This window comes from Streptomyces sp. AC512_CC834 (genome assembly GCF_019049325.1).
Classification (GTDB): domain Bacteria; phylum Actinomycetota; class Actinomycetes; order Streptomycetales; family Streptomycetaceae; genus Streptomyces.
Genome location: NZ_JAGMUO010000014.1, coordinates 266,192 through 278,360, shown reverse-complemented (window position 1 = coordinate 278,360; position 12,169 = coordinate 266,192). Strand labels below are relative to the sequence as shown.

The window sequence follows — 12,169 nt, the reverse complement described above, 5'->3', positions numbered from 1 at the left end:
AGTTGAGCATTGAACTTCCTGTCACCTGGAACCACGAAAGCCCGGAGGGCATTCCCTCCGGGCTCGCAGTGGTGGCGACGGGTCAGCCGTACATCCGGCGCATCGCGAAATCGACCATCTGTTCGACAGCCTTCGCGTCGAACACCATCCGGTGCTCGCCCTCCATGTCGAGGACGAAGCCGTAGCCGGTCGGCAGCAGGTCGATCACCTCCGCGCCGGTGATCACGAAGTACTTGGACTCCTTGCCCGCGTACCGGCGCAGTTCCTTCAGGCCGGTGAACATGGGGATCACCGGCTGCTGGGTGTTGTGCAGCGCGAGGAAGCCGGGGTTGTCGCCGCGCGGGCAGTAGACCTTCGAGGTCGCGAAGATCTGCTGGAAGTCCTCGGCGGACATCTGCCCTGTGGTGAAGGCGCGCACCGCGTCCGCGAGCGAGGGCGGGGACGGCTCGGGATACAGCGGCGGCTGCTGTCCGTATCCGCCGCCCATCGGCTGCTGCGGCGGCTGAGCGTACTGCTGCTGCTGAGGACCCGCGGTCTGGTCGTAGCCGTACATGCCGCAAAGAGTAGCGAGTGACGGGTCACAGATGTCCGGCTCGGGGTTGCTTCTTATTACCGACGGGTAGCATCATCGGAGCTACTACTTGGTACGTGTAGTTGGTATGTGTACAGATGCGAGGAGTCAGTGCCTCGCCGATCTCTCAACGGAGCCGTCGCCATGGGGCACTACAAACCGAATCTCCGGGACATCGAGTTCAACCTCTTCGAGGTGCTCGGCCGTGACAAGGTTTACGGCACGGGCCCGTTCGCGGAGATGGACACGGACACCGCCAAGAGCGTTCTGGAGGAGCTGACCCGCCTCTCGGAGAACGAGCTGGCCGAGTCCTTCGCCGACGCCGACCGCAACCCGCCGGTCTTCGACCCCCAGACCAACACCGCGCCGGTCCCGGCCTCCTTCAAGAAGAGCTACCAGGCCTTCATGGACTCCGAGTACTGGCGCCTGGGCCTGCCCGAGGAGATCGGCGGCACCACCTCGCCCCGCTCCCTGATCTGGGCCTACGCGGAGCTGATCCTCGGCGCCAACCCGGCCGTGTGGATGTACTCCTCGGGCCCGGCGTTCGCCGGCATCCTCTTCGAGGAGGGCAACGAGGTCCAGAAGCACATCGCCTCGTTCGCCGTCGAGAAGCAGTGGGGCTCCACGATGGTCCTCACCGAGCCGGACGCCGGTTCGGACGTCGGCGCCGGCCGCACCAAGGCCGTCGAGCAGGCCGACGGCTCCTGGCACATCGAGGGCGTCAAGCGCTTCATCACGTCCGGCGAGCACGACATGTCGGAGAACATCCTCCACTACGTCCTCGCCCGTCCCGAGGGCGCGGGACCCGGCACCAAGGGCCTGTCCCTCTTCCTCGTCCCGAAGTACGAGTTCGACTTCGAGACCGGCGAGCTGGGCGAGCGCAACGGCGTCTACGCCACCAACGTCGAGCACAAGATGGGCCTGAAGGCCTCCAACACCTGCGAGATGACCTTCGGCGACCGCCACCCCGCCAAGGGCTGGCTGATCGGCGACAAGCACGACGGCATCCGCCAGATGTTCCGCATCATCGAGTTCGCCCGCATGATGGTCGGCACGAAGGCGATCTCCACCCTCTCCACCGGCTACCTCAACGCCCTGGAGTACGCCAAGGAGCGCGTCCAGGGCCCCGACCTGGCCAACTTCATGGACAAGTCGGCCCCCAAGGTCACCATCACCCACCACCCCGACGTGCGCCGCTCGCTGATGACGCAGAAGGCGTACGCCGAGGGCATGCGCGCGCTGGTGATGTACACCGCCTCCGTCCAGGACGAGATCCAGGTCAAGGAGGCGAACGGCGAGGACGCCGCCACCGAGCACGCCCTCAACGACCTGCTCCTGCCGATCGTCAAGGGCTACGGCTCGGAGAAGGCCTACGAGCAGCTCGCCCAGTCGCTCCAGACCTTCGGCGGCTCCGGATTCCTCCAGGAGTACCCGATCGAGCAGTACATCCGCGACGCCAAGATCGACACCCTGTACGAGGGCACCACGGCGATCCAGGGCCAGGACTTCTTCTTCCGGAAGATCGTCCGCAACCAGGGCGCCGCGCTGAACTCGCTCGCCGAGGACATCAAGGAGTTCCTGGCCCTCGCCACCGGCGGCGAGGAGCTGTCCGGCGCCCGCGACCACCTGGTCAAGGCCGCCGTCGAGCTGGAGGCCATCGTCGGCCTGATGCTCACCGACCTCGCGGCCACCGAGCAGGACGTCAAGAACATCTACAAGGTGGGGCTCAACACCACCCGCCTGCTCCAGGCCTCCGGTGACGTGATCGTCGGCTACCTGCTCCTCAAGGGCGCCGCCATCGCCGCCGAGAAGCTGCCGACGGCCTCAGCGAAGGACAAGGCCTTCTACGCCGGGAAGATCGCCGCCGCGAAGTTCTTCGCCGCGAACGTCCTGCCCGGCCTCACCCTGGCCCGCAAGATCGCCCAGGGCGTCGAGCTCGACCTGATGGAGCTGGACGAGGCGGCCTTCTAGCCCGGCTTCCGGCCCGGCTTCCGGCCCGGCTTCCGGCCCGGCTTCCAGCCCCGCCCACCCCCGCCACATCAGTCACACCTCCAGTCACACACCCATGTGCCCCACGAGGGCCCGCTCCCGCCAGTCGGGAAGCGGGCCCTCGTACGTCGTTAAGGTGAACCCCATGAGCGCACCCTCCCGCTTCGACCGCGGCCACACCGACGACCTGATGACCTTCCTGTCGGCGAGCCCGACGCCGTACCACGCGGTGGCGACCGCCGCCGAGCGGCTGGAGAAGGCCGGTTTCCGCCAGGTCGCGGAGACCGACGCGTGGGAGACGGTGACATCGGCGGCTCCCGCCGCGGGCAGCGGCGGCAAGTACGTGCTGCGCGGCGGTGCGATCGTGGCCTGGTACGTCCCCGAGGGCGCCGCGGCCCACACCCCCTTCCGCATCGTCGGCGCGCACACCGACTCCCCCAACCTGCGCGTCAAGCCGCGTCCGGACACCGGGGCGCACGGCTGGCGCCAGGTCGCCGTGGAGGTCTACGGCGGCCCGCTGATGAACTCCTGGCTCGACCGCGACCTGGGCCTGGCGGGCCGCCTCTCGCTGCGCGACGGCTCGACCCGCCTGGTCAACATCGACCGCCCGCTGCTCCGCGTCCCGCAACTCGCCATCCACATGGACCGCAACGTGTCCACGGAGGGCCTCAAGCTCGACAAGCAGCGCCACCTCCAGCCCGTCTGGGGCCTGGGCGACACCGTGCGCGACGGCGACCTGATCGCCTTCCTGGAGGACGAGGCGGGTCTGGCCCGCGGCGAGGTCACCGGCTGGGACCTGATGACCCACTCCGTGGAACCCCCGGCGTACCTGGGCCGCGACAAGGAGCTGGTGGCGGGCCCGCGCATGGACAACCTCCTGTCCGTGCACGCCGGTACGGCCGCCCTGGCCGCGGTCGCGACCTCCGGCGCCGACCTCCCGTACATCCCCGTGCTCGCCGCCTTCGACCACGAGGAGACCGGCTCCCAGTCGGACACCGGCGCGGACGGCCCGCTGCTCGGCAGCGTGCTGGAGCGCTCGGTGTTCGCGCGCGGCGGCGCCTACGAGGACCGGGCGCGCGCCTTCGCCGGCACGGTCTGCCTGTCGTCGGACACGGGTCACGCCGTCCACCCCAACTACGCGGAACGGCACGACCCGACGCACCAGCCGCGCGCCAACGGCGGTCCCCTCCTCAAGGTCAACGTCAACAACCGCTACGCCACGGACGGTTCGGGCCGCGCGGTGTTCGCCGCCGCCTGCGAGAAGGCGGGCGTCCCCTTCCAGACCTTCGTCTCCAACAACTCCATGCCGTGCGGCACCACCATCGGCCCGATCACTGCCGCCCGGCACGGCATCAGCACCGTCGACATCGGCGTGGCCATCCTGTCGATGCACAGCGCCCGGGAGTTGTGCGGCGCCGACGACCCGCACCTGCTGGCGAACGCGCTGGTCGCGTTCCTGGGGGGCTGAGTCCCGGGCGTGCCCGGACCGGAACACCCTTGCCCCGCATGTGTGTTCCGGCCGGGGGTACCCGCACGGAACCGGATCGACCGGAAACCCGGAACCGACCGGATCTACAGGGAGGCGACACTCATGGGCCTCGGCGGGTGCATCATCCTCATCGCCGTGGGAGCCATCCTCACGTTCGCGACCGACTGGGACATGCAGGGCGTCAACCTCGACCTGGTCGGCGTCATCTTCATGATCGTCGGTCTGATCGGTGTCGCGACGTTCAGCAGCATCGCCCGGCGCCGCCGCGTCGTCATGCCGCCGACAACCCCGGTCGTCGAGGAACGGTCCCACCACCATCACACCCAGGACGGCGGCTACAGCAACGGCTACGGCTCCTGATCCGCCCCGTCAAGACATCCCACGTCAGGTCAGGTCAGGTCACGTCAGGTCACGTCAGGTCAGGTCACGTCAGGTCAGCGCGTGCCCGGTCGTGGCGTCCACGTGGGCGGGCACCTCGTCGTGCCGGTCGCCCACGGTCAGGGTCCCGGACGGTTCGAGGAGCAGGATCGCGGCGGGGGCGGGGGCGTACGGCTTGTGTTCCGTGCCGCGCGGGACGGTGAAGACCGAGCCCTTGGGCAGGACGACCGTGCGTTCCCCGTCGGGTTCGCGCAGCGCGATGTGGAGTTCGCCGTCGAGGACGAGGAAGAACTCGTCGGTGTGGTCGTGCACGTGCCAGACGTGCTCGCCCTCGACCTTGGCGATCCGGACGTCGTAGTCGTTGACGGCGGTGACGATGCGGGGGCTCCACTGCTCGGTGAAGGAGGCGAGGGCGGAGGCGAGGGAGACGGGCTCCAGTGACATGACGTCATCGTGTTCCTGTGTCATGCCGTCATCGTGCGGGGTGCCGGGCCCACCGGACGAGTGCTAGAAATCGCACATGCCGCAAGGATCCTCTCAGCCACCGCGTCCACCCCACCGCGTCGCCGTGATCGTCGACGAGGGCACCAATCCCTTCGAGGTCGGCTGTGCCACCGAGTTGTTCGGGCTGCCGCGGCCCGAGCTGGGGCTGACACGGCCGCTGTACGAGGTGTCGCTGTGCGGGCCGACCCCGGGGATCCGGATGAACCACGGGTTCTTCACGCTCGCCGACGTACCCGGGCTGGACACCGCCGACGGGGCCGACACCCTCGTCGTCCCCGGCCGGCCCGACAACGTCGTACCGCGCGGCCCGGCCGTTCTGGACACCATCCGGCGCGCGCACGCGCGTGGCGCCCGCGTCGTCAGCCTCTGCACCGGCACCTTCGCACTCGCCGAGGCCGGGCTGCTGGACGGGCGGCGGGCGGCCACGCACTGGCTCTGGACGGACTCCTTCCGGCGGCTGCACCCGCGGGTGCTGTTGGAGCCGGACGTGCTGTTCGTGGACGAGGGCGACATCCTCACCGCCGCGGGCAGCGCGGCGGCGCTCGACCTCGGGCTGCACATCTGGCGCGAGGACCACGGCGCCGAGATCGCGGGCGCCGTCTCCCGGCGGCTGGTGTTCGCCGCGCACCGGGACGGCGGGCAGCGGCAGTTCGTGGAACGGCCGATGCCCCACGTGCCCGACGAGTCGCTCGCGCCGCTGCTGGAGTGGGCGCAGGAGCGGCTGGGCGAGCCGCTGACCGTAACGGATCTGGCGGAGCGCGCGGCGGTGTCACCGGCGACCCTGCACCGGCGCTTCCGGGCGCAACTGGGGACGACACCGCTCGCCTGGCTGACGGCCGAGCGCGTGACCCTCGCCCGACGGCTGATGGAGCGCGGGGAGGAACGTCTTGAGGTGGTGGCGGCGCGCAGCGGGCTGGGGACCGCCGCGAACCTGCGGACGCGGCTGCGGCGCGAGACCGGGCTCAGCCCGTCGGCCTACCGACGGCGTTTCGGCCCGGGCGTGGGGGAAGCGATCACCTCATGAGATTCCTCGTGTACGACCGGCTCCTCGGCATCGGTGACGACTACTGGATCGAGGACGACCACGGCAACAAGGCGTACCTCGTCGACGGCAAGGCGATGCGGCTGCGGGACACCTGGGAGCTGAAGGACACCCAGGGGCGCGTGCTCATCGACATCCATCAGAAGATGTTCGCGCTGCGCGACACGATGGTGATCGAGCGGGGCGGCGAGCCCCTGGCCCGGATCAGGCGGAAGCGGCTGTCTCTGCTTCGCAACCACTACCGGGTCACCCTGGCCGACGGTACCGAGCTGGACATCAGCGGCAAGATCCTCGACCGCGAGTTCGCCGTCGAGTACGACGGTGAGCTGCTGGCCGTCATCTCCCGGCGCTGGCTCACCCTCCGGGACACCTACGGCGTCGACGTCGTACGGGACGACGCCGACCCCGCGCTGCTCATCGCCCTGACGGTGTGCGTGATCCACCTGGCGGAGAAGGAACGGGAGGACGACTGACACGACCCACCGCCCCGGCTCGCGTCGCCGGCGCATCGGCACCGGTCACCACCGCCCCGGCACCGGACATCACTGAGGCGGCCCGGGTCGCCGCCGCCCCTGCCCGGTCGCTGGCGCACCGGCTGGGGTCGCCGTCGCCCGAGCTCCGGACACCACCGTGTCGGCCCGGTCACCACCGCACCGGCTCGGGTGGCCGCCCCAGCACCGGTCACCACCGCTCCGGCTCCGGTCGCCGCCCCAGCACAGGCCCGAGGCGCCGCCGCGCCCGGCCCGGTCACCGCCGCCCCGGCACCGGACACCACCGAGGCGGCCCGGTCGCTGCTGCCCCGGCTCCAGACACCGCCGCTCCGCTCCGGCTCGGGTCGCCGCCCCAGCACAGGACACCACCGTGCCGGTTCCGGTCGCCATCGCCCGAGCTCCGGACACCGCCGCTCCGGCCCGGGTTGCCGTCGCCCGAGCTCCGGACACCACCGTGTCGGCCCGGTCACCACCGCACCGGCTCGGGTCGCCGCCGCCCCCGGCTCCGGACACCGACCGCCGTGGCGGCCAGGTCACCGTCGCCGCCCCGGCCCGCTCACCGCCGTAACGGCTCCGGTCACCGCCATGGCGGCCCGGCCACCACCGCACCGGCTCCCGTCGCCGCCATCCCTGCCGCCCGGGGCGCCGCCGCTCCGGGCCGCTCAGCGCCGTGGCGGCTCCAGGCCCAGCATGCGGTCCTTCAGGGCCGGGAACTGCTCGCGGGTGCGCGCCACCTTCGCCGGGTCGAACTCCACCGTGAGGACCTCCTCGTCCGCGCCGGCCTCCGCGAGCACCTCGCCCCAGGGATCGACCACGATCGAGTGACCGGCCTGCGGAACTCCGGCGTGCGTCCCGGCCGTTCCGCAGGCGAGGACGAACGCCTGGTTCTCCACCGCCCGCGCCTGGGCCAGGAGCGTCCAGTGGGACCGGCGGCGCTCCGGCCAGCCCGCCGGGACGACGAGGATCTCGGCACCGGCGTCGACGAGCGAGCGGAAGAGTTCGGGGAAACGGAGGTCGTAACAGGTCGCCACACCAAGGGTGGTCTCCGGCAGACGGACCGTCACCCACTCCCGCCCCGCGCCCATCAGCACGGCCTCGCCCTTGTCGAACCCGAAGCGGTGGATCTTGCGGTAGGAGGCGGCCAGGTCGCCGGAGGGGGAGAAGACGAGAGAGGTGTTGTAGAGCCGTCCGTCCGGCGCACGCTCCGGGACCGACCCCGCGTGCAGCCACACGCCCGCGTCGCTCGCCGCCTTCGCCATGGCCTCGTACGTCGGCCCGCGCAGCGGCTCGGCCGCCGCGTCGAACTCCTCGAAGGCGAACGCGCCCGTGGTCCACAGCTCCGGCAGCACGACGAGATCGGCACCGGCCTGGTCCCTTACCAGAGCCGCCGCTCGCAGGCGGCGCGCTTCGACCGATTCATCCTCGTTCACGGCGATTTGGATCAAAGAGGCGCGCACACTACCACCGTCCTGGCATTCGAGCCGTCCACACGGGCCTACGATCGTCACACGAAAGCACTGCCGGGGTGCCGCACAGCAGCGTAACTTAGCGTCCCAAGACGCCCGCCGACCGCAACCACCCGCCCGCTGGCACGCACCGACGCCACTACCCGCCCGTGTACCGACCGCCGAGGGGTCCCGTTCCGTGAGTCTGCATCCCACCCTCCAGCCCTACGCCGACGCCTGGACTCACTCCATCGAGGCGATATCCGAGCTGGTCCAGCCGCTGGGGGAGGCAGAGTGGAACCGCCGCACGCCCTGCCCCGGGTGGTCGGTGCGCGACATCGTCTCCCACATTCTGGGCATGGACTCCGAACTGCTGGGCGACCCCCGCCCCATCCACACGCTCCCGCGCGACCTCTTCCACGTCACCAACGACCACCAGCGCTACATGGAGATGCAGGTCGACGTCCGCCGCCACCACACGGCTCCGGAGATGACGTCCGAGCTGGAGTACATGATCATCCGGCGCAACCGCCAGTTGCGCAACGAGTCCCGGGACCCCGGCACGAAGGTGCGCGGTCCGCTCGGCACCGAGCTGACGCTGGAGGAGGCCGTACGCCGGCACGCGTTCGACGTGTGGGCGCACGAGCAGGACCTGCGCACCGCCCTCGGCCGCCCCGGCAACCTCGACTCCCCCGGCGCACACGTCGCGCGCGACGTCCTGCTCGGCGAGCTGCCCGCCGTCGTCGCCGAGCGGGCGAACGCGCCGCGCAGCTCGGCCGTCGTCTTCGACGTGCACGGCCCGGTCGAGTTCCTGCGCACCATCCGCGTCGACATCCAGGGCCGCGGCACCCTGGAAACGGCCCCGGCCCTCGGCCCCGCCGCGACCCTCACCCTCGACTGGGAGACGTACTTCCGCCTGGCCTGCGGGCGCGTGACCCTCCAGGCGTCGGCGGACCGCATCAAGACGGAGGGCGACCAGGACCTGACGGACGCGATCCTGCGCCACTTCACGGTCACGCCGTGAGTCTCTGAGCCCGTCCGGCGATTGAGGACGAGGCCGTTCGGGCCGAAGCGGGGGTCTGGGGGCGGCAGCCCCCAGCCCGGCCCGCACCCACGCCGGGTGCCTACACAGGCACGTGCACCGTCTCCACCCTGCTCGGGGCCAACCGCTCCCGCTCCCTGCGCGCCGCCCGCTTCCGCAACCGCAGAATCTGCGTCACCCCGAGCGCCTGCAACACGAACACCGACGAGAAGGCGACCCCGTAGTCGTCCCCGGTCGCGTCCAGCAGCACCCCCACCGCGAACAACGTGGTCATCGACGCCACGAAGCCGCCCATGTTCGTGATCCCGGACGCCGTGCCCTGCCGCTCCGGCGGATTCGCCGGCCGCGCGAAGTCGAAGCCGATCATCGACGCGGGCCCGCACGCCCCGAGCACCGTGCACAGCACGACCAGCAGCCACATCGGCGCGCGGTCGGCCGGATAGGCCAGCGTCGCCGCCCACAGGGTCGCCGTCGCCGCCACGGTGCCGAGCGCCAGCGGCAGCCGGGCCGCGTGGTGCCGGGCGATGACCTGGCCGTAGACCAGGCCGACCGTCATGTTGGACAGCACGACGAGGGTGAGCAGTTCGCCGGCCGTGGCCCGGGACAGCCCCTGCGCCTCGACCAGGAACGGCATGCCCCACAGCAGCAGGAACACCATCGCCGGGAACTGGGTGGTGAAGTGCACCCACAGCCCGAGCCGCGTCCCCGGCTCCCGCCAGGACATGGCGATCTGCCGCCGTACGTACGCGGCCCCCTGGTGCGGCAGCGGCTCCGGCTCGTGCCCCTCGGGGTGGTCCTTGAGGAACAGCAGCATCAGAACGAAGACGACCACACCGGCCAGCGCGCTGCCCGCGAACGCCGCCGTCCAGCCGACGCCGTGCAGCAGCCGGGCCAGGACGAGGGTGGAGACCAGGTTGCCCGCCATGCCGACCAGGCCGGCGAGCTGGGCGACCATCGGCCCGCGCCGGGCCGGGAACCAGCGGGTGCCAAGGCGCAGCACGCTGATGAACGTCATCGCGTCGCCGCAGCCCAGCAGCGCCCGCGAGGCGAGCGCCATGCCGTACGACGGGGAGAAGGCGAAGCCCAGTTGCCCCGCCGTGAAGAGCACGACGCCGATGCCCAGCACCCTCTTCGTGCCGAGCCGGTCGACCAGCAGGCCGACGGGTATCTGCATGCCGGCGTAGACCAGCAACTGGAGGATGGAGAAGGTGGACAGGGCGGAGGCGTTGACGTGGAAGCGGTCGGCGGCGTCGAGACCGGCGACGCCCAGGGACGTACGGAAGATGACGGCGACGAAGTAGACGGACACTCCGACGCCCCACACGGCGACCGCACGCCGGCCGCCGGGCGGATCACCGGGCAGGGTGCGGCCGGCCGAGGTGGCCGTACTCATCGGACCTCCCCCCTGGCCAGGTGCGAGAACCAGCCCACGTGCCGGCCCACGACACCGACCGCCGCCTCCGCGTCGCCGGAGCGCAGCGCGTCGAGGAGCTCCTCGTGCTCGGCGAGGGTCTTGGCGATCCGGTCGGGGTGGGAGTGCATGACGGCGACGCCCATGCGTAGCTGGCGGTCGCGGAGCTGGTCGTAGAGGCGGGAGAGGATCGCGTTGCCGCCGCTGCGGACGATCTCGGCGTGGAAACAGCGGTCGGTGACGGAGGCGGCGGCGAAGTCACCGGCGGCGGCCTGCTCCTTCTGCCGCGCCAGCAGCTCCTCCAGCCGTTCCACGAGCCCGGGCGGAGCGGGTACGGCCTTCCTCGCCGCGTGCTCCTCGACCAGCAGCCGCGTCTCCACCACGTCCGCGATCTCCTGCGCGGAGACGGGCAGGACCAGGGCGCCCTTCTTCGGGTAGAGCCGGATCAGCCCCTCGACCTCCAGCCGGAGCAGCGCCTCGCGCACCGGAGTGCGGGATACGCCCACGGCCTCGGCCAGCTCGCCCTCGGTGAGCAGCGTCCCGCCCTCGTAACGGCGCTCGAGGACGCCCTGCTTGACGTGGGTGTAGACGCGGTCCGCCGCGGGGGGTTGCTTCACTGCCGTGGTCATGCGGACAGGATAGATACAACAGGGACACAAGAGGGGCCGGGTCCAGCATCCGGACGCCCGGTCACCCGCCAGGGTGATTCCGGAGCCTCCTGACGCCCCGCCGCGCAACCATCCCCACCCTCAGGGTGTCGCACTGACGCGGCCGAACCTCCATCGACCACAACCCGGCCGCATTCCAGGCGAATTCACCGTAATCGGGGTAATCAACTCAATGAACACCATTCCGGGCGCCCGACTCCACCGGGCCCTCGCCACCGCCCTGACCGGCGGCGCCGTCCTGGCCACCGGCGCCCTCGCCACCGCACCCGCCCAGGCCGCCACACCCGTGCGGGCAGCTCCCGCAGCGCCCTCGATCGTCGCCAAGGGCGGCTTCGTGATGAACAACGCGAACGGCAGGTCGCTCTACACCAAGGCCGCGGACACCAAACGCGCCACCGGCTCCACCACCAAGATCATGACCGCCAAGGTCGTGCTCGCGCAGCCCAAGCTGAACCTGAACGCCAAGGTCACGATCCCCATGGCATACAGCGACTACATCGTCTCCAAGAACGCCTCCTCCGCCCACCTGATCGTCGGCGACAAGGTGACGGTCCGCCAGTTGCTGTACGGGCTGATGCTGCCGTCCGGCTGCGACGCCGCGTACGCGCTCGCCGACAAGTTCGGCTCCGGGAAGACGCGGGCGGCGCGGGTGAAGTCGTTCATCGGCAAGATGAACACGACCGCCAAAAACCTCGGCCTGAAAAACACACACTTCGACTCGTTCGACGGCATCGGCAAGGGCAAGAACTACTCCACGCCGCGCGACCTGACGACCCTCGCGAGCAGCGCGATGAAGAACTCCACCTTCCGCACCATCGTCAAGACCAGGAAGTACACGGCGAAGACGAAGACCAAGAGGGGCGGCACCCGCACCATGGCGCCCTGGACCAACACCAACACCCTGCTCGGCAGTTACAGCGGCGCGATCGGCGTCAAGACCGGCTCGGGCCCGGAGGCCAAGTACTGCCTCGTCTTCGCCGCCACCCGGAAGGGGAAGACCGTCATCGGCACAGTACTGACGTCCTCGTCGACCGCACAGCGCGCGAAGGACGCCACACGGCTCATGAACTACGGCTTCGCCAAGCTGACCTGACGCACGCGGCGAGCGACGGAGCCGCGTGCCCCAGGCCGGGGACGCG

At 70.7% G+C, this 12,169-nt stretch carries 12 protein-coding genes; 7 read left to right on the top strand and 5 right to left on the bottom strand.

Annotated elements, in window-relative coordinates; genetic code table 11:
- Positions 1-82: 82 nt before the first annotated feature.
- Positions 83-553 (bottom strand): SseB family protein, encoded by a 471-nt coding sequence (locus KUM40_RS05305; protein ID WP_217163332.1) that lies wholly within the window; start codon positions 551-553, stop codon positions 83-85.
- Between the two features lie 162 nt (positions 554-715).
- Between KUM40_RS05305 and KUM40_RS05300 the strand changes: the two genes are divergently transcribed.
- The 3 genes from KUM40_RS05300 to KUM40_RS05290 all read left to right on the top strand — a co-directional run bounded on the left by KUM40_RS05300 (position 716) and on the right by KUM40_RS05290 (position 4,409).
- Positions 716-2,542: an acyl-CoA dehydrogenase gene (locus KUM40_RS05300; protein ID WP_217163330.1), complete on the top strand. Its 1,827-nt coding sequence runs from the start codon at positions 716-718 to the stop codon at positions 2,540-2,542.
- A 163-nt stretch (positions 2,543-2,705) separates the two neighbouring features.
- Positions 2,706-4,028: a M18 family aminopeptidase gene (locus KUM40_RS05295; RefSeq protein WP_217163328.1), complete on the top strand. Its 1,323-nt coding sequence runs from the start codon at positions 2,706-2,708 to the stop codon at positions 4,026-4,028.
- A 123-nt stretch (positions 4,029-4,151) separates the two neighbouring features.
- Complete coding sequence (locus KUM40_RS05290; protein ID WP_217163326.1) at positions 4,152-4,409, top strand: DUF6458 family protein; 258 nt, start codon at positions 4,152-4,154, stop codon at positions 4,407-4,409.
- A gap of 69 nt (positions 4,410-4,478) precedes the next feature.
- On the opposite strand, the gene KUM40_RS05285 is transcribed toward KUM40_RS05290, so the two are convergent.
- Positions 4,479-4,871, bottom strand: coding sequence for a cupin domain-containing protein (locus KUM40_RS05285; RefSeq protein WP_217163614.1), 393 nt, complete (start codon positions 4,869-4,871; stop codon positions 4,479-4,481).
- A 76-nt stretch (positions 4,872-4,947) separates the two neighbouring features.
- Between KUM40_RS05285 and KUM40_RS05280 the strand changes: the two genes are divergently transcribed.
- Together KUM40_RS05280 and KUM40_RS05275 are read left to right on the top strand one after the other, a co-directional pair.
- Positions 4,948-5,955, top strand: coding sequence for a helix-turn-helix domain-containing protein (locus KUM40_RS05280; RefSeq protein WP_217163324.1), 1,008 nt, complete (start codon positions 4,948-4,950; stop codon positions 5,953-5,955).
- A complete protein-coding gene (locus KUM40_RS05275; protein WP_217163322.1) occupies positions 5,952-6,446 on the top strand; it encodes an LURP-one-related/scramblase family protein in 495 nt (164 codons plus the stop codon). Before KUM40_RS05280 ends, KUM40_RS05275 begins: the two co-directional genes overlap by 4 nt.
- 680 nt (positions 6,447-7,126) lie before the next feature.
- On the opposite strand, the gene KUM40_RS05270 is transcribed toward KUM40_RS05275, so the two are convergent.
- Entirely contained in the window at positions 7,127-7,921 is a 795-nt protein-coding gene (locus KUM40_RS05270; RefSeq protein WP_217163321.1) for a carbon-nitrogen family hydrolase, read from the bottom strand.
- A 187-nt stretch (positions 7,922-8,108) separates the two neighbouring features.
- Here KUM40_RS05270 and KUM40_RS05265 point away from each other — a divergent pair, with 187 nt between their 5' ends.
- On the top strand, positions 8,109-8,933 hold the full coding sequence (locus KUM40_RS05265) for a maleylpyruvate isomerase family mycothiol-dependent enzyme (protein WP_217163319.1): 825 nt from the start codon (positions 8,109-8,111) through the stop codon (positions 8,931-8,933).
- A 100-nt stretch (positions 8,934-9,033) separates the two neighbouring features.
- Here the strand turns inward: KUM40_RS05265 and KUM40_RS05260 are convergent, their stop codons facing one another.
- Together KUM40_RS05260 and KUM40_RS05255 are read right to left on the bottom strand one after the other, a co-directional pair.
- A complete protein-coding gene (locus KUM40_RS05260; protein WP_217163318.1) occupies positions 9,034-10,344 on the bottom strand; it encodes a nitrate/nitrite transporter in 1,311 nt (436 codons plus the stop codon).
- Positions 10,341-10,991: a GntR family transcriptional regulator gene (locus KUM40_RS05255; RefSeq protein ID WP_217163317.1), complete on the bottom strand. Its 651-nt coding sequence runs from the start codon at positions 10,989-10,991 to the stop codon at positions 10,341-10,343. The genes KUM40_RS05260 and KUM40_RS05255 overlap by 4 nt, the downstream gene beginning before the upstream one ends.
- 211 nt (positions 10,992-11,202) lie before the next feature.
- On the opposite strand from KUM40_RS05255, the gene KUM40_RS05250 reads away from it, so the two are divergent.
- The gene (locus KUM40_RS05250) at positions 11,203-12,123 is read left to right on the top strand and encodes a D-alanyl-D-alanine carboxypeptidase family protein (protein WP_217163316.1); all 921 of its coding nucleotides are present in this window, start codon (positions 11,203-11,205) and stop codon (positions 12,121-12,123) included.
- The last annotated feature ends 46 nt before the right edge of the window (positions 12,124-12,169 follow it).